The organism is Candidatus Kinetoplastibacterium crithidii (ex Angomonas deanei ATCC 30255) (assembly GCF_000319225.1).
Lineage (GTDB): Bacteria > Pseudomonadota > Gammaproteobacteria > Burkholderiales > Burkholderiaceae_B > Kinetoplastidibacterium > Kinetoplastidibacterium crithidii_B.
Genome location: NC_019815.1, coordinates 400,578 through 417,838 on the forward strand (window position 1 = coordinate 400,578; position 17,261 = coordinate 417,838).

Annotated in this window: 16 protein-coding genes and 1 tRNA gene; 2 read left to right on the top strand and 15 right to left on the bottom strand. The window is 30.9% G+C overall.

Annotated features, from left to right (window positions below):
• Positions 1-20: 20 nt before the first annotated feature.
• The 9 genes from fdx to uvrB all read right to left on the bottom strand — a co-directional run bounded on the left by fdx (position 21) and on the right by uvrB (position 7,913).
• Complete coding sequence (gene fdx / locus CKCE_RS01820) at positions 21-362, bottom strand: ISC system 2Fe-2S type ferredoxin (RefSeq protein WP_015238622.1); 342 nt, start codon at positions 360-362, stop codon at positions 21-23.
• Positions 363-375: 13 nt separating this feature from the next.
• Positions 376-2,232, bottom strand: a complete 1,857-nt coding sequence (hscA, locus tag CKCE_RS01825; RefSeq protein WP_015238623.1) for a Fe-S protein assembly chaperone HscA — start codon at positions 2,230-2,232, stop codon at positions 376-378.
• A 27-nt stretch (positions 2,233-2,259) separates the two neighbouring features.
• Positions 2,260-2,778: a Fe-S protein assembly co-chaperone HscB gene (hscB, locus tag CKCE_RS01830; protein ID WP_015238624.1), complete on the bottom strand. Its 519-nt coding sequence runs from the start codon at positions 2,776-2,778 to the stop codon at positions 2,260-2,262.
• Positions 2,779-2,788: 10 nt separating this feature from the next.
• Positions 2,789-3,112: a HesB/IscA family protein gene (locus CKCE_RS01835; protein WP_015238625.1), complete on the bottom strand. Its 324-nt coding sequence runs from the start codon at positions 3,110-3,112 to the stop codon at positions 2,789-2,791.
• Between the two features lie 14 nt (positions 3,113-3,126).
• On the bottom strand, positions 3,127-3,510 hold the full coding sequence (gene iscU, locus CKCE_RS01840; RefSeq protein WP_015238626.1) for a Fe-S cluster assembly scaffold IscU: 384 nt from the start codon (positions 3,508-3,510) through the stop codon (positions 3,127-3,129).
• Positions 3,511-3,539: 29 nt separating this feature from the next.
• Positions 3,540-4,757, bottom strand: coding sequence for an IscS subfamily cysteine desulfurase (locus tag CKCE_RS01845; protein ID WP_015389078.1), 1,218 nt, complete (start codon positions 4,755-4,757; stop codon positions 3,540-3,542).
• 25 nt (positions 4,758-4,782) lie between these two features.
• Positions 4,783-5,280 (bottom strand): Rrf2 family transcriptional regulator, encoded by a 498-nt coding sequence (locus tag CKCE_RS01850; RefSeq protein WP_015389077.1) that lies wholly within the window; start codon positions 5,278-5,280, stop codon positions 4,783-4,785.
• 85 nt (positions 5,281-5,365) lie between these two features.
• Positions 5,366-5,863: a low molecular weight protein-tyrosine-phosphatase gene (locus CKCE_RS01855; RefSeq protein ID WP_015238629.1), complete on the bottom strand. Its 498-nt coding sequence runs from the start codon at positions 5,861-5,863 to the stop codon at positions 5,366-5,368.
• Between the two features lie 19 nt (positions 5,864-5,882).
• Positions 5,883-7,913: an excinuclease ABC subunit UvrB gene (uvrB, locus tag CKCE_RS01860; RefSeq protein ID WP_015238630.1), complete on the bottom strand. Its 2,031-nt coding sequence runs from the start codon at positions 7,911-7,913 to the stop codon at positions 5,883-5,885.
• A gap of 70 nt (positions 7,914-7,983) precedes the next feature.
• Here uvrB and CKCE_RS01865 point away from each other — a divergent pair, with 70 nt between their 5' ends.
• The gene (locus tag CKCE_RS01865; protein WP_015238631.1) at positions 7,984-9,189 is read left to right on the top strand and encodes an amino acid aminotransferase; all 1,206 of its coding nucleotides are present in this window, start codon (positions 7,984-7,986) and stop codon (positions 9,187-9,189) included.
• 53 nt (positions 9,190-9,242) lie between these two features.
• On the opposite strand, the gene lon is transcribed toward CKCE_RS01865, so the two are convergent.
• The 6 genes from lon to CKCE_RS01895 all read right to left on the bottom strand — a co-directional run bounded on the left by lon (position 9,243) and on the right by CKCE_RS01895 (position 16,019).
• Entirely contained in the window at positions 9,243-11,690 is a 2,448-nt protein-coding gene (gene lon / locus CKCE_RS01870) for an endopeptidase La (protein WP_015238632.1), read from the bottom strand.
• 169 nt (positions 11,691-11,859) lie between these two features.
• Positions 11,860-13,110 (bottom strand): ATP-dependent Clp protease ATP-binding subunit ClpX, encoded by a 1,251-nt coding sequence (gene clpX / locus CKCE_RS01875; protein WP_015238633.1) that lies wholly within the window; start codon positions 13,108-13,110, stop codon positions 11,860-11,862.
• A 44-nt stretch (positions 13,111-13,154) separates the two neighbouring features.
• Complete coding sequence (gene clpP / locus CKCE_RS01880; RefSeq protein ID WP_015238634.1) at positions 13,155-13,766, bottom strand: ATP-dependent Clp endopeptidase proteolytic subunit ClpP; 612 nt, start codon at positions 13,764-13,766, stop codon at positions 13,155-13,157.
• Between the two features lie 23 nt (positions 13,767-13,789).
• Positions 13,790-15,100 carry a trigger factor gene (gene tig / locus CKCE_RS01885; protein ID WP_015238635.1) on the bottom strand — a complete coding sequence of 437 codons (1,311 nt, stop codon included), beginning with the start codon at positions 15,098-15,100 and terminating at the stop codon, positions 13,790-13,792.
• Between the two features lie 247 nt (positions 15,101-15,347).
• Positions 15,348-15,554, bottom strand: a complete 207-nt coding sequence (locus CKCE_RS01890; RefSeq protein WP_225968723.1) for a cold-shock protein — start codon at positions 15,552-15,554, stop codon at positions 15,348-15,350.
• Positions 15,555-15,934: 380 nt separating this feature from the next.
• A tRNA-Leu gene (locus tag CKCE_RS01895) sits at positions 15,935-16,019 on the bottom strand.
• A gap of 39 nt (positions 16,020-16,058) precedes the next feature.
• Here CKCE_RS01895 and dapC point away from each other — a divergent pair.
• Entirely contained in the window at positions 16,059-17,258 is a 1,200-nt protein-coding gene (gene dapC, locus CKCE_RS01900; RefSeq protein ID WP_015238637.1) for a succinyldiaminopimelate transaminase, read from the top strand.
• Positions 17,259-17,261: the final 3 nt, after the last annotated feature.

The following is a 17,261-nucleotide window of genomic DNA, read 5'->3' on the forward strand; positions in this document are numbered from 1 at the left end:
AATAAGAAAGTGCTAGTTTTTCAATATTTTTCTTTAGCATGATTAATGCTATATTTCGGTATCTCTATTGTTAAATCATCCTCCATCACTATAGCTTGACAAGATAAACGAGAGCAAGATGTTAACCCCCAAGCTTTATCTAGCATATCTTCCTCTATTTCATCGATACTATTCAAAGAAGAAAATCCTTCTTTAATAATAATATGACAAGTAGTACAAGCACAAACAAGACCGCAAGCATGTTCAATATCTATACCATTAGATAATAATATTTCACAAATAGAAGAACCATTTGGTGCATTTTCTATAATTTTACCATTTGGACAAATATCTGGATGAGGAAGTATTGTAATTTTAGGCATAGTTAATATTATATTAAATATCAAGAATATTCTTTTTAAATAAAGAATTCTTTATGTGATAATTCATTCTTAAAATAGCAAAATTTTCAGTTTTAATAGATAAATCATTTATAATCGATTCTAATAAATTAATATTTGAATCATTTATATGTTTTTTGGCATCAATTAATGAATTCTTTATGACTGATAATTCTTGCTCACTAATTACATAAGGATCTTGGTTTAACGCCTCCTCAATTGTCTCAATTAGTTTTTGCAGTTCCAATTGTTTTTCTAATAAAAAACGATTAACACCATTATCATTAGATAACAAAGTTTTCTGGATCATTAGCTTTACTTCATCATTAGTTAAACCATTAGATGGCTTAACAACTATTCTGGATTCTATATTTTTAGTGGTTTCTCTTGCAGAAACTTGTAATAAACCATCTGCATCAATCTGAAATTTAACTTCAATACGAGGCACACCAGACAACATTGGAGGAATATCATTCAATTCGAAATAAGCAAGAGAACGACATTCTTGAACTAGATCCCCTTCACCTTGCAAAACATGAATTCTCATGGATCTTTGATTGTTTTTCATAGTAGTAAATTCTTGTTTTGCCAATATAGGGATTTTACTATTACGTGGTATGATTTTCTCAAAAAGTCCTCCCATAGTTTCAATTCCTAGGGATAAAGGAGTTACATCCAATAACAACCAATTATTCTCAATGTGATTATTATTTACTAACCTATCTGCTTGCAAAGCAGCTCCTAGAGAAACTACCTTATCTGGATCAATATTAATTAATGGCTCTTTATCAAAGATATCAATAACTAATTCTCTGATAATTGGCATGCGTGTAGCTCCACCAACCATGACTATATTAAGAATATCTTCTTTAATATTTAATCCTGAATCTTTTATAGCTTGGTGTACACATGTTTTAATTTTATTTAATAAACTTTCTGATATTTTTTTAAAAATAATACGGTCTATAGAACCAACAATTGCATGTCCATTTTCAAGAACTATATTAAATTCACAATTTTCATTAGTTGTCAGAGATTCTCTAATGGACTTAGATTTAATAAGGATATTTCTTTTGTCTTTCAAAGAAATATCCTTATTAGTAGCTAGACCAGTGATATAATTAGCTATTATTTCATCAAAATCATTACCACCTAGAACAGTGTTGCCAAATGTTGATAGAATATCAAAAATACTATCATGTAATTTTAAAATAGAAATATCAAATGTTCCTCCTCCTAAGTCAAAAACCACATATATACCATCATTAGAATTCTCTAACCCATAAGCAATAGCTGCCGCAGTAGGTTCATTCAATAAACGCAAAACATTTAGACCAGCCAAATTTGCTGCATCCCTAGTAGCTTGTCGTTGTCTTTCGTCGAAGTAAGCAGGAACCGTAATAACAGCGTCATTAATTTTTTCATGTAATTTATTTTCTGCTATTTTTTTTAAATAAGAAAGAAGATCGGCAGAAATTTCGACAGGAGTAATATTACAACTTTTAGTATGTATTTTTAATATATTATTTTCACTAACAAAATTATAGGTAGGAAAATTATCATTTATTCCTTCAATTGACCTTCCCATAAATCTTTTAAATGAAGAAATTGTATTTACATCATCTAATAATTTAAGAGCATCTTGACCAACAACAGCTTCTTTACCACTATAATTGACGATAGACGGAATTAAAGAATGTCCATTATAATCACAAATAATTTCTGGCTCTGAAACATTGTTTACAAAAGAAACCAATGAATTTGTTGTGCCTAGATCAATACCTATAGATAAATTTCTTTTCAAGATTTCATCATCTTGATTTTCCGGTTCTGAAATTTGCAATAATGTCATTATAAATAACTTTAAAAAATTAAAATACTACAATTGCTTATAATCAAGAGCTTCCTTCATTATTTTATCAAGGAACATTAACTCTTTAATCACAATACTAGCTTTACGATAATCTGAAGATTTATCTAGAAAAACTGATAATAATTCAAAACGAATATTTTTTTTATTCTGTAATTCTTTGATAAAGATATCTAAAGCTTCAATATTTCTTTGTTCAATAATATTAGTAAGTAAATCTCTCAATTCCATCTGTTCTAAAAGAAAGTTAGAATCATTAAAAGAATCAGCATTGTCAAAATCTATGCCATTAAGCTCACAAATATAACGAGCTCTTTTGATTGGATTTCGCAAATTATAATATGCTTCGTTAATAAATGACATAAGTCTAACAGATGCAGACTGATCTACCTTACTAAATCCTACATATCTATCAGGATGAGCTAAATTTGATAGATCTCTCCATGTCTTATCTAAATAATCCTCATCTAAGATAAAAGCAACTTTGAGGTTGAACAAACTAAAATAATTATTCTTATCATCTAACATTAGCTTCTAATTATATTGTAAAAGATTCTCCACAACCACACCTAGCTTTTTCATTAGGATTAATGAATTTAAAACCTTCTTTAAAACCTTCTTTTGCATAATCTATCTCAGTTCCATCTAAATATATGAGATGATCTTTTTTAATAAAGATTTTAACTCCAAAACTCTCAAAAACTAGATCTTCCAAACTGCACTTATCAACATATTCAAGTTTATAAGATAAACCAGAACAACCAGTTGTTTTCACTTTAATTCTAAGGCCAACCCCAGAACCTCTTTGAGACAATAAGTTAGAAACTCTTAGTGCTGCCTGCTTAGTAAGCAAAATAGACATGAAATAAGCCCCATTTATATTTTATTTTTTTCCTTATAATCTTTTACAGCAGATCTAATAGCATCTTCTGCTAAAATAGAACAATGTATTTTCACAGGTGGTAAAGCAAGCTCTTCTGCTATATCAGTATTACGTATAGTCAAAGCCTGATCTACAGATTTTCCTTTTATCCACTCAGTAACTAATGAACTTGAAGCTATCGCAGATCCACAACCATAAGTTTTAAATTTTGCTTCTTCGATTAAACCTTCCCCGCTTACTTTAATCTGCAACTTCATTACATCACCACAAGCAGGAGCTCCTACCATACCTGTTCCTACAGATTTATCATTTTTGTCTAATGACCCTACATTACGAGGATTTTCATAATGATCCAAAACTTTATCACTATAAGCCATATGTTTACCTTTATTACTACTTAATTGATTTAATTAACAGACCACTGAACTGTACTAATATCAATGTTTTCCTTAACCATTTCCCATAAAGGAGATAACTCCCTTAATTTAGCAACATTTACTTTTAGTAGCCCAATAGCATATTCAACATCTTCCATAGTAGAAAATCTTCCTAAACTAAAACGAATAGAACTATGGGCCAATTCGTCACTACGACCGAGAGCTCTTAAAACATAAGAAGGTTCTAAACTAGCTGAAGTACAAGCAGAACCACTAGAGACTGCTAGTCCATTCAAAGCCATCATTAAAGATTCTCCTTCTATATAATTAAAACTTATATTTAAATTATGGGGAACCCTATGCTCCATACTTCCATTAACATAAGTATCTTCTATACTAGATATTCCTTGATATAATCTATCATGTAATAGTTTAATACGGTCGTTTTCTAAAGACATTTCTTCCCTAGCTATACGAAAAGCCTCTCCCATACCTACTATTTGGTGTGTTGGCAGAGTACCGGATCTTATACCCCTCTCATGCCCTCCGCCATGCATTTGAGACTCGATTCTAACTCTTGGCTTACGAGATATATACAAAGCTCCTATGCCTTTAGGTCCATAAGTTTTATGAGCTGAAAATGACATTAAATCAACTGGCAAATCTTTCAAATCAATTTCAACTTTACCAGTTGCTTGAGCAGCATCTACATGTAATAAAACACCTTTTGATCTACACAAATGCCCAATAGATTTAATATCTTGTATCACACCAATTTCATTATTAACTAACATCACAGATACTAAAATAGTATCCTTTCTTATAGAAGACCCCAAGTAATCTATATCTAGAATACCATCCTCTTTTACATCTAAATAGCTAACTTCGAAACCTTTGCGTTCTAATTCTCTACAAGCATCTAAAACTGCTTTATGTTCTGTTTTGACAGTAATAATATGCTTACCTTTGTTAGAATAAAAATTAGCAGCCCCTTTTATGGCTAAATTGTTAGATTCCGTAGCACCAGAAGTCCAGATTATCTCACGAGAATCCGCATTAACAAGCCTAGCTACTTCCTTTCTGGAATTTTCGACAGCCTCCTCAGCCACCCATCCAAACGCATGGCTACGAGAAGCAGGATTACCAGGATTTTCATACAGCCATGGAACCATCTTATCAATAACTCTTGGGTCCACAGGTGTTGTAGCAGAATAATCCATATAAATAGGTTTCAACTTATTTGACATATAACTAATATCCTAATTCTTAACTCTATAAAAACACTATTTCATTTATACAATTATCATGATGACTCAAGTAATTTAAAGAATCAGACTTTCGACTGTTAAAATTCTTAGCATCTAGTAAACTTTGCAATGAAATTGAACTTAAATACTCAAACATTTTTTGATTTAATGACGACCATAAATCATGTGTAATACACTTAGTAAAGTTACCGTTATTGTCTTTCTTACAATTTGCCATGCCTTTACAAGCTGTAGCATCTAAAACATCATCAACAGCAAAAATAATATCTGCTACAACTATTTCACTAGGAGATCTTGATAAATAATAACCACCATTAGAACCACGCACACTATTAACTAAAGATTTTTTTCTTAATTTCAAAAATAATTGTTCTAAATAAGATATAGAAAGATTGTGACGCTCACTAATCAAGCTTAAACTCACGCTTGCTGATAGATCATACTCTATAGCCAATTCAAGCATAGCAGTCACAGCAAAACGACTTCTAGTTGTCAACCGCATATATTTTTACACCGTCATAAATTATGTAATTATTTATTATAACAGTAATCCTACTAATTTAATAGGGAATCAAACAAAAATATATTTACTTATCATAAATAAATTCATTAGAATAATTTTCATATATAAAATTAAACAATCCTTCACACGCATCCTCTATATATTCAAATACCCTACTAAACCCATGCAAATTGTCATAATATGGATCAGGAACTTCATCTAAAAAGAAGTTTTTAGAATAACGCATCAACATACTTAATTTATAAAGATCTTTGGAGGGACACATCTCTTTCATAAATCTCATATTTTCAAAATCCATAGCGATTATCAAATCAAAATATGAAAAATCTCCAATATTCAAAGGACGCGATTTATGGGATGAAATATCAAATCCTCTATTCTTAGCTTCCATTGCAGCCCTATGATCAGCTAGCCTACTAATATTTCCTGAATGAGTGCCAGCAGAATCGACATTAATATACTTAGACATACCAGAATTATAAACAATTTGTTTAAATATAATTTCAGCTGTAGGAGATCTACAAATATTGCCCATACAAACAAATAATACATTTTTAGCCATAAGAGATTTATTTATTAAATTAACTTTTAAATAAAAACATCTGTTTTAGATTGTTTAAAGAATCTCTAACATTTGCTGCCTTTTCAAATTCTAATTTATTAGCATAATTAATCATTAGCTTTTCTAATCTAGAAATTTCCTTAGATAATTTTTTCTGATTATTCAATAAAGAACGATCTACTTCTTCCAATGAACTATCTGATCTAGTAAAGTTATTATTAACCAATAAACCATCTATTAATTCACGAACATCCTTTTTTATACCCTTCGCTATAATGCCATGATTTTTATTAAATTCTATCTGTTTTTCACGACGTCTATAAGTTTCATCTATAGCCTTCCTGATAGAATTAGTAATTCTATCAGCATATAAAATAGCATGGCCATTTAAATTTCTTGCTGCTCTCCCTATTGTTTGTATTAAACTGCGCTCTGATCTAAGAAAGCCCTCCTTATCTGCATCGAGAATGGCAACTAATGAGACCTCAGGTATATCTAAGCCCTCTCTTAGCAAATTAATACCAACTAAAACATCAAAAACACCTAAACGAAGATCTCTTAATATATCAGATCTCTCAACAGTATCTATATCAGAATGAAGATATTTAACTTTGATATTATTTTCACTCAAAAAATCTGTTAAATTTTCTGACATACGTTTTGTTAAAGTAGTCACTAAAACTCTTTCTTTTTTATCAACACGATTTTTTATTTGATGTAATAGATCATCAATTTGTGTTTTAGCTGGTTTAACCTCTACCTCAGGGTCTACGAGACCTGTAGGCCTTGCTAATTGTTCTATTATGCAGCTAGAATTGACTAGTTCATGATTTGATGGAGTAGCAGATACAAAAATACATTGTTTGATTCTTTTTTCAAATTCATTAAATTGCAAAGGCCTATTATCTAAAGCAGACGGCAACCGAAAACCATGACTAACCAAATTTTCTTTTCTCGATCTATCACCAAAATACATACCTGATATCTGACCAATAGTAACATGACTTTCATCAATAAAAACTAATGAATCATTTGGTAAATAATCCATTATGGTACTTGGAGGCTCACCAGGCAAAGAACCACTTAAATGCCTACTATAGTTTTCTATACCTTTACAAAAACCTGTTTCTTGTAGCATTTCTAGATCAAATCTTGTGCGTTGCTCCAATCTTTGAGACTCTAAAATCTTTCCTTCTGTTATTAAAAAATTTGACCGTTCTATCAACTCTTCTTTTATTGTTTTAATAGCATTCATAATTTTATCTCTAGGAACCGCATAAAGAGATACTGGATAAACGGCAAAACGTGAAATTTTCTGTATACAACTCCCAGTCAAAGGATCAAACATTTCTAATGATTCTATCTCATCATCAAACAACCCTACTCTCAATGCCACATCAAAATTTTCAGCGGGGAATATATCAATATACTCCCCTCTAACTCTAAAAGTTCCTCTAGAAAAATCTGTATCATTCCTAATATATTGCATCAAGACTAACTGCTCAAACATCTTATCTCTCAATATATGATTACCTATTCTAAGAGTAAGAGCAATATCATTATAAACTGAAACATCTCCAATGCCATAAATACATGAAACCGTACTAACTATTATAGTATCCTTACGCTCTAATAAACTCTTAACAGCTGAAAGCCTCATTTGTTCTATATGAGCATTAATTTGTGCATCTTTTTCAATGAAAGTATCACGAGAAGGAATATAAGCCTCTGGCTGATAATAATCATAGTAAGAAACAAAATACTCTATTGCATTATTTGGAAAAAAATCTCTCATTTCAGCATATAATTGAGCAGCAAGTGTCTTATTAGGAGCGAGAATAAGCGATTGTTTTCCAGATCTAGCTATGACATTCGCCATAGTATAAGTTTTACCTGAACCAGTAACGCCTAAAAGGGTTTGATATTTATAACCATAATCCAATCCTTTCAACAAACTTTCGATAGCTTTTGGCTGGTCACCAGCAGGTTCATAAGGCTGATGAAGATTAAAAGAACTATTTGGAAAATTTACAAATTTACAAAATGTCATGCTAAACTCTGTCTGAAAGAATATTTCTTCGAAATATATTATATAAATATTTTTATTGTTACTTAAAATTATGAATGATTTATTTAAACCTGTCCAATTAGCTCCTCGTGACCCAATATTAGGTCTTAACGAACAATTTAATTCTGATAACAGAACAGAAAAAGTTAATTTAGGAGTAGGCGTTTATTATGATGAAAATGGAAAAATTCCTTTGATGCAAGCTGTGTATAAGGCAGAGCTATCATATATGGAAAAGGCCATGCCAAAAGGGTATTTACCAATAGATGGAATAGCAAGCTATAACAAAGCAGCTGCAAAATTATTATTAGGTTCAAATTCCCAAGTTTTATCAGAAAATAGAAGTGTGACTGTCCAAACTCTTGGAGGAACTGGAGCACTCAAAATTGGAGCAGATTTTCTTAAGCAATTATTACCAAATTCAAAAGTTCTTATTAGCAATCCAAGTTGGGAAAATCATAAAGCATTATTTGAACGCGCCGGATTTGAGGTAGATAATTATCCTTATTATGATCCAATTACTCATGGTCTAGATTTTGAAAATATGCTGTCAAAATTAAAAAATACAGCACAAAAATCAATTATAGTATTACATGCATGCTGCCATAATCCTACTGGTATCGATCCTACTAAAGAACAATGGAGACAAATTGCAGAAGTAATCAAAGATCGAAATCTAATCCCATTTTTAGATATAGCTTATCAAGGTTTTAGCAATGGATTGGAAGAAGATGCGCAAGTAGTAAGAATGTTTACTGAAATGGATCTTCTTTGCTTTATTAGTTCATCATTCTCTAAATCATTCTCTCTTTACGGAGAAAGAGTAGGTGCTTTAACCGTGACAACCAATGAAAAAGATGAATCAATAAAGGTATTAAGTCAGATTAAAAGAATTATTAGAACAATATATTCTAACCCACCAACTCATGGAGCTACTATCGTAAGCTCTGTATTAAATTCAAATGAATTATTCAAAGCATGGGAAGAAGAACTATCCATTATGCGCCAAAGAATCAAACTTATGAGACAAACATTAGTCAATAAGATTAATGAACATGGCGTAAAGCAAGACTTTAGTTTTGTTTTAGATCAGAAAGGTATGTTCTCTTATTCAGGATTAAATAAAGAACAAGTAGAAAATTTAAAAGATAAATTTGCAGTATACGCAGTTTCTAGCGGCAGAATATGTGTAGCTGCATTAAATAATAGAAACGTTGACACAGTAGCTTACAGTATTGCACAAGTTATAAATAAATAGTATTTAAAGATTAAAGGGATAATAGTATTAATATATTATCCCTTTAGTTAGAATTAATGGTTTAATAAACTATTATCTATATTATTCTGATTTTTTTTCGTAATACTACCTTTTTTATTTGTTCGTATTTTTTTATTAGATAAATTAACAGGATGTTCTAAAGCAACATCAAATACTTTATCAATCCATTTTACTGGTACTATTTCAATATCTTGTTTGACAAAGTCTGGTATATCAGTCAAATCCCTAACATTTGTTTCTGGGATAATAATAGTTTTAATACCACCACGATGTGCTGCCAATATTTTCTCTTTGAGTCCTCCTATTGGTAAAACCTCTCCCCTCAAAGTAATCTCTCCTGTCATAGCAACATCAGATCTAACAGCAATTTTAGACAATGCTGAGACCATAGCTGTTGTAATTGCTATGCCAGCTGAAGGGCCATCCTTTGGTGTAGCTCCTTCTGGGACATGAATATGCATGTCTCTCTTATTAAACATGTCTTCTGAAAAATTAAAATACTCTGATTTTGATCTTACAACAGTACGAGCTGCTTCTATCGATTCCTTCATAACATCGCCCAAAGAACCAGTTCTTAAAATATTACCCTTACCAGGGATATCTGCAACTTCCACTGTTAACAAATCTCCACCAACTTCGGTCCAAGCCAAAGCAGTAACTTGCCCAATCCTGTTATCTTTTTCTGCAGAACCAAAATCATAACGACGAACACCAAGATAATCACCTATATTGTCACTATCAACAGTTGTTGATAACAAAACAGAAGATTTACCACCTTCACTATTTTTTAGAGAATTTTTAACAACTTTTCTGCAAATTTTACTAATTTCTCTTTCTAAAGAACGGACACCAGCTTCTCTTGTATAATACCGAATTATATCTAATATGGCATTTTCAGAAATTTCTAATTCATTCTTTAATAAACCATTATTCTTGAATAACTTAGGAACTAAATGCTGCTTCGCTATATGTAGTTTTTCATGTTCAGTATATCCAGATAAATTAATAATTTCCATACGATCTAATAGAGCTGGCGGTATGTTCATAGTATTGCTTGTAGCAACAAACATAACATCAGAAAGATCAAAATCAATTTCAATATAATGATCTTGAAATGAATTATTTTGCTCTGGATCTAAAACTTCCAATAATGCTGATGCAGGATCACCTCTAAAATCCATACCTATTTTATCAATTTCATCAAGCAAGAATAAAGGATTACGAACACCAGATTTAGATATATTTTGCAAAATCTTACCAGGCATAGATCCTATATAAGTGCGACGATGACCACGAATTTCAGCCTCATCTCTAACTCCACCAAGAGCCATTCTAACAAACTTTCTATTTGTGGCCATAGCAATAGATTGACCTAATGATGTTTTACCTACTCCAGGAGGGCCAACCAAACATAAAATTGGAGCTTTAAGCTTCTGAACTCTTTTTTGAACTGCCAAATACTCTAAAATACGTTCTTTTACTTTATCCAACCCATAATGATCAGCATCTAAAACATTTTCAGCCATACCTATATCTAAGTTGATTTTAGTTTTTTTCTTCCACGGCAAACTCAAAACTGTATCAATATAATTTCTTATAACATTAGCTTCTGCAGACATAGGAGACATCATTTTTAATTTCAAAAATTCTGCCTCTAACTTCTTACGAGCTTCCTTTGTCATATAAGTAGATGATATTCTATTCTCTAATTCATCTAAACCTAAATTATCATCACTCTCGCCTAACTCTTTTTGTATGGCTTTAAATTGCTCATTGAGATAGTAATCTCTTTGACTTTTTTCCATCTGTTTTTTTATGCGAGTTTTGATTTTTTTCTCTACTTGCAAAATTTCGATTTCGCTATCTATTTGAGATAGTAAAAACTCTATTCTTTCAACTACAGACCCCATTTCTAAAATATTTTGTTTGTATTCAAGCTTTATGGGCAAATGAGAGGATATAGTATCAACAAATCGATAAATATCATTTATATCTGACAACGATGTTAACACCTCTGTAGGAATTTTTTTATTTAGTTTTAAATACTGATCAAATTGTTCTATTAGAGTTCTTTTCAGAGCTTCTATTTCTATATCAGAAGCATCATGTTGTTCATTTTTTATATCAGTTATATGACACATGAAATGTGACTCTAAATCTTCTACAGAATTAATATCAACTCTGCCAACACCTTCCACTAATACTTTTACAGTGCCGTCAGGTAATTTTAACATTTGCAAAATATTAGCCACACAACCAACATGATATAAATCACTAGCATCAGGCTCATCTTTACCAGCTGATTTCTGAGTAACAAGAACAACATTCTTATCACCTTCCATAGCTATCTCAAGCGCTCGAATAGAACGAGATCTACCAACAAATAAAGGAACAGTCATATAAGGAAATATAACAACATCCCTCAATGGAAGTAACGGCAAAGACACTGATTCAGAAAGAACAGTCTGGCTTGCAGACATAAGCAAATCCTCAATTTAATAGGCACAAAAGTTAAAATAGGTACATCCAAATTTATATAACCATATATTTGGTATCAATAATCAACAATTCAATATCATTGATAAAAAGAATTTTATCTATTCTCAGTTTAATATTACAACATTAAATCTCTAATCACTATTATCAAGACTAATTTCTCAAATAAGAAATTTTTATTTCATCCGAGTTATCAACAACATCTACTACTACTTTAGCAATATTCTCATCATCTGGAATGCTGTACATTGTATCAAATAAAAGATTCTCTACTATAGACCTCAAACCACGAGCCCCTGTTTTATATTTCAATGCTTTTTTAGCAATAACTTTTAAAGATGCTTCTGTAAAATTAAGAAGTACATTATCAATAGAAAAAATCATTTGAAATTGTTTTATGATAGCGTTCTTTGGTTCAGTAAGTACTTTTAGTAAAGCACATTCATTTAACTCTTCCAATGAGGATATTATTGGTATACGACCAACCAATTCTGGAATGAGACCATATTTAATCAGATCATCTGCTTCTACCTCAGAAAATATATTAGCAACGCTATTACCTTCTATATCAACAATATCTGCGTTAAATCCAATACTATTTTTACTAGTTCTATTCATAATAATTTTCTTGATGCCATCAAACGCACCTCCAACTATAAATAATATATTGCTAGTATCTATCTGGATTGATTTTTGGCTAGGGTTTTTCCTTCCTCCATCAGCTGGAATATTTGCAATTGTACCTTCAATAATTTTTAACAATGCCTGTTGAACTCCTTCTCCAGAAACGTCCCTAGTTATGGAAGGGTTTTCTGACTTACGTGCAATTTTATCTATTTCATCAATAAAAATAATTCCTTTTTGGGCCTTATCTATATCAAAATCACAACTTTGCAATAATTTGTGTAGCATGTTTTCAACATCATCACCAACATAACCAGCTTCTGTTAATGTAGTGGCATCAGCTATAACAAAAGGAACATCCATGATTTTTGACAAGGTTTGACACAAAAGAGTTTTTCCTGAACCAGTTGGCCCTATAAGAAGTATATTACTCTTATTTAACTCTATATCGCTTTCATTTAGTTCACAACAAGACAAACGTTTATAATGATTATAGGCAGCAACAGATAATATTTTTTTAGAAGAATCTTGTCCTATAACATACTGGTCTAAATGTTTTTTTATTTCACTAGGCTTTAGTATTTTTTTAGAAATATCTATTGATTTATTTTCAGAATAATTATCCTCTTTAAGGATTCTATTGCATTCTTCAATGCACTCATCGCAGATAAAAAGAGATGAAGGACCGGCTACTAATCTAATAGCCTCTTTTTTACTTTTACCACAAAACGAGCAGTTTTCACCACCTGTGTGAATATTAGAATTATTATTATCGGACATAAAGATCACTTAAATATTTTTAAAAAACTTTCAATTGTAAAAACTTAACGATTTGTTAAAACCTTATCTATTAAGCCATAAGACAAAGCCTCATTAGCAGACATAAAATAATCACGATCTGTGTCTCCAATAATGGTTTCTATGCTTTGACCTGTGTTATATGCCATAATGGAATTCAACATATCTCTCAATCTTAAAATCTCTTTAGCATGAATTTGAATATCAGATGACTGCCCTTTCACTCCTCCTGATGGCTGATGTATCATGATAGAAGAACTAGGCAAACTAAAACGTTTCCCCTTTTCTCCAGCAGATAATAAAAAAGCACCCATGCTAGCAGCAATCCCAGTACACATTGTAGAAACATCAGGTTTAATAAATTTCATGGTATCAAAAATAGCCAAACCAGCATAGACAGAACCACCAGGAGAATTTATGTATAGATGTATATCTTTTTTAGGATTTTCTGACTCTAAGAACAACATTTGAGCAACCACTAAATTAGCCATATTATCGTCAATAGGACCAACTAAGAATATAATTCTTTCTTTTAATAATCTAGAATAAATATCGTAAGCACGCTCACCTTTTCCAGAGTTTTCTACAACCATAGGAACGTAATTAAATGAAAAATCATCTGTTTGATTATTATTCATATTTACAATTGTTCTTTTATTAGTCATTCTAATCCCATTAAATTTTCGAATGTTAGTTCTTCCTCTGAAATATTAGCTCTACTTAAAATATGATCAACGATATTATTTTCGAGAATCAAGGCTGCTACTTCTGACTTCTTATTAGAATCTGCCATATAATGGCTCACAAATTTTTCTGGATCTTCATAATTTTTAGCAAAATTATTTAAATAAGACAAAATCTGTTCATCATCGACTTTGATATCATTATTCTTAGCTATCTCAGACATGATTAGCCCTAACTTAACCATCTTTTTAGATTCCTCTTCAAGCAAGATGTCTTTAGATAAACTCTCAAGATCTTTTATATTGCCATCTTTAAGTCTACTTTTTAAAGAGTTAAGCCTTAATTGCATTTCGTTTCTTATTAAAACTTCTGGAATTTCAAATTCTATATTTTTAAGCAAAACACCCATTACACTATCTTTGTTTAGATTCTTTAATCTAATACCGATCTCTCTTTCTATACTAGATTTTACATTCTCTTCTAACTTTTCTAAATTAAAGTTATCTTCATTACTAAACAATTTGGCAAAATTGTCATCTAAATCTGGCAAGGTTCCTACAAAAACTTCCTTGACTGTAATAGAAAATTTAGCTTCTTTACCTGCAACTTTAGAATCATGATATGTATCAGGAAATTTTAAATCTAGTTCTTTACTATCACCTTCTCTCATCCCAATTAAAGAATTTTCAAAATCAGGCAATAATTGATTATTACCGACAATAACAGAAAGAGATTCAGAACTACCACCTTCAAAAGAAACACCATCTATAGTGGCATTATAGCTAAGAATAATTTTGTCTCCAATTTCAGCACAATGATCATCTTTCTTTTCAAAAACAGATCTTTGTTTTTGCAAAATAGCCAGTGTTTTTTTAACATCTTCTTCCGTAAGATTATGCCTATAACGTTTAATATCTAAACTTTCAAATGATGGAATAGAAATTTCAGGATATATTTCAAATTCAGCTGCAAAGCATAATTCATCAGAATTATTAATAGAATCGACAGGTATAATATTTGGATAACCAACTACGAATAAATTATTTTCTTTTACCAATTGATCAAATGAGTTGCTAAGAAGTTTAGTAACAACATCTTGACGAACATTATGACCATAAGTGCGCTTAACAACACTAATAGGAGCCTTACCTGGCCTAAAACCAGAAATTTTAGTATTCCTTGATAAACTTAGCAGTTCCTTTTCTAATTCGTCTTCAATACAAGAATTAGAAATTTTCAAAACAGCACGACGCTTCAAACTAGAAAGAGATTCAATAATAGGTTGCATTTAAAAATTATCCAAATAAATAGTTAAACAAATTAATATTTTGAAAATACTATAGAGATTATAGAACAATTTGATTATTTAGAATAATCTTGACATTAAATGACAACTAAAACTCTGAAAATATAATTTTCTTTGTAAATACAAAAAAATAAATAATCATCAATATATGTATTTTTACAAAATATAGATCACCACAAAAAATAAAAAACCACTCATTTAAAGAGTGGTTTTTTTACAAAAATAAAAATTATTGTATTATCTGAATCTTAGTAGCCTGCAAACCTTTTGGGCCTGTAGTAACAACAAAACTGACTCTCTGATTTTCCTCAAGTGATTTAAATCCTGAACCTTGAATTTCTGAAAAATGTACGAATAGATCTTTGCCACCAGACTCTGGAGAGATAAAACCATATCCTTTTTCAGTATTAAACCACTTAACAACACCAGTTTCCAACATATTGTATTTCCTTAAAGATATAGGCATATAGCCGAAAACACAACCACTTAAGGAGAGAGCAATAGAACAATAACTATATCCAAAAAAGACACAAAGTACTGAACGAAAAATCTCAACACCTGAGATCGTGTGTTAGTAATGCTACAAAGCAACATACTAACGTAATAACAAACTAAAAGCCCAAAATAAAAATTAAAGCGATCCTAATTAAAGTAATTATTGAAAAATTCACAATTTAACAACATCAAATATCTAACATAAAATATTTCAATTAACAAACCATGACTCAATTTACTAAAATAGAATCAATATAAACTATACGGCAAAACAAATTATGTTTACAATAAAAGTATAAAATAACTTGAAAGATCGTATATTGGTGCGAAGAAGGGGACTCGAACCCATACGCCTTTCGGCGCCAGGACCTAAACCTGGTGCGTCTACCAATTTCGCCACCTTCGCAACATTTTATCATTATATCATTTTACTTATAAAAAAACCATGAATCCTAGGCTAAATAAATTAAATCCCTACCCTTTCGAAAAACTTCGAAGTCTTTTGTCAGGAGTTAGTTACAAAAAAGAACAACTAGAACCAATAAATTTATCAATAGGTGAACCAAAACATCCGTCGCCAAAATCTATTGCTGACGCGATAAAAGACAATATTTCAAGCATATCCCATTACCCAGCAACAAAAGGAGAAGAATTACTAAGAGAAACAATAGCAAACTGGATAGAAAATCGTTATATTGCAACAAAAATAGATCCAAATACACAAATATTACCAGTTCTCGGATCAAGAGAAGCTTTATTTTCGTTTACGCAAATTGTTATAGATAATTCTTTTAGAAATCCTGTTGTAATATGCCCTAATCCATTTTATCAAATTTATGAAGGAGCATCGATATTAGCTGGAGCTGAGCCTTATTATGTTAACCTAGATCCAGAAAATAATTTTTCTTGTAAGTGGGATGATGTTCCAACAGAAATATGGGATAGAACTCAACTAGTATTTGTATGTTCTCCTGGAAACCCTGCTGGGAATGTTATAAATTTGGAAGAATGGAAAAAAATATTTGAATTATCTCAAAAATATAATTTTGTTATTGCTTCTGATGAATGTTATTCAGAAATTTACCATGATGAGTCTAACCCTCCATTAGGAGGACTACAAGCTGCAAATATTTTAGGAATAAAAGACTATAACAACCTAGTGGTCTTTTCTAGTTTATCTAAAAGATCCAGTGTTCCAGGATTAAGATCTGGATTTGTTGCTGGCGATTCAAAAATAATGAACAAATTCTTACTTTATAGAACTTATAATGGTAGTGCAATGAGCCCATTAATATCAGCCGCAAGCATAGCAGCATGGAGTGACGAAAAACATGTTCATGCAAACCGCCAGCTATATAATGATAAAATAGAGATTTTCTACTCAAAAATAAATAAATATTTGGAAGTAACTAAACCACAAGCATCCTTTTATATATGGGCAAAAACTCCTGTTTCAGATACAGAATTCACAAAAAAACTATACCAAGAGGAATCAATTACAGTTCTTCCAGGCAGTTTCCTAGCTCGTGAATATCTAGGAGTAAATCCTGGAAATAAAAGAATAAGAATCGCTCTAGTATCCTCATTAGAGGAATGTATAGAAGCCGCTAATAGAATTGCTAGATTTGTACAAACATACTATTAATAA

Excerpts from the sequence above, each read along its gene's own strand:
- fdx (WP_015238622.1), bottom strand. The coding sequence starts at position 362 with ATGCCTAAAATTACAATACTTCCTCATCCAGATATTTGTCCAAATGGT.
- hscA (WP_015238623.1), bottom strand. The coding sequence starts at position 2,232 with ATGACATTATTGCAAATTTCAGAACCGGAAAATCAAGATGATGAAATC.
- hscB (WP_015238624.1), bottom strand. The coding sequence starts at position 2,778 with ATGTTAGATGATAAGAATAATTATTTTAGTTTGTTCAACCTCAAAGTT.
- CKCE_RS01835 (WP_015238625.1), bottom strand. The coding sequence starts at position 3,112 with ATGTCTATTTTGCTTACTAAGCAGGCAGCACTAAGAGTTTCTAACTTA.
- iscU (WP_015238626.1), bottom strand. The coding sequence starts at position 3,510 with ATGGCTTATAGTGATAAAGTTTTGGATCATTATGAAAATCCTCGTAAT.
- CKCE_RS01845 (WP_015389078.1), bottom strand. The coding sequence starts at position 4,757 with ATGTCAAATAAGTTGAAACCTATTTATATGGATTATTCTGCTACAACA.
- CKCE_RS01850 (WP_015389077.1), bottom strand. The coding sequence starts at position 5,280 with ATGCGGTTGACAACTAGAAGTCGTTTTGCTGTGACTGCTATGCTTGAA.
- CKCE_RS01855 (WP_015238629.1), bottom strand. The coding sequence starts at position 5,863 with ATGGCTAAAAATGTATTATTTGTTTGTATGGGCAATATTTGTAGATCT.
- uvrB (WP_015238630.1), bottom strand. The coding sequence starts at position 7,913 with ATGACATTTTGTAAATTTGTAAATTTTCCAAATAGTTCTTTTAATCTT.
- CKCE_RS01865 (WP_015238631.1), top strand. The coding sequence starts at position 7,984 with ATGAATGATTTATTTAAACCTGTCCAATTAGCTCCTCGTGACCCAATA.
- lon (WP_015238632.1), bottom strand. The coding sequence starts at position 11,690 with ATGTCTGCAAGCCAGACTGTTCTTTCTGAATCAGTGTCTTTGCCGTTA.
- clpX (WP_015238633.1), bottom strand. The coding sequence starts at position 13,110 with ATGTCCGATAATAATAATTCTAATATTCACACAGGTGGTGAAAACTGC.
- clpP (WP_015238634.1), bottom strand. The coding sequence starts at position 13,766 with ATGAATAATAATCAAACAGATGATTTTTCATTTAATTACGTTCCTATG.
- tig (WP_015238635.1), bottom strand. The coding sequence starts at position 15,100 with ATGCAACCTATTATTGAATCTCTTTCTAGTTTGAAGCGTCGTGCTGTT.
- dapC (WP_015238637.1), top strand. The coding sequence starts at position 16,059 with ATGAATCCTAGGCTAAATAAATTAAATCCCTACCCTTTCGAAAAACTT.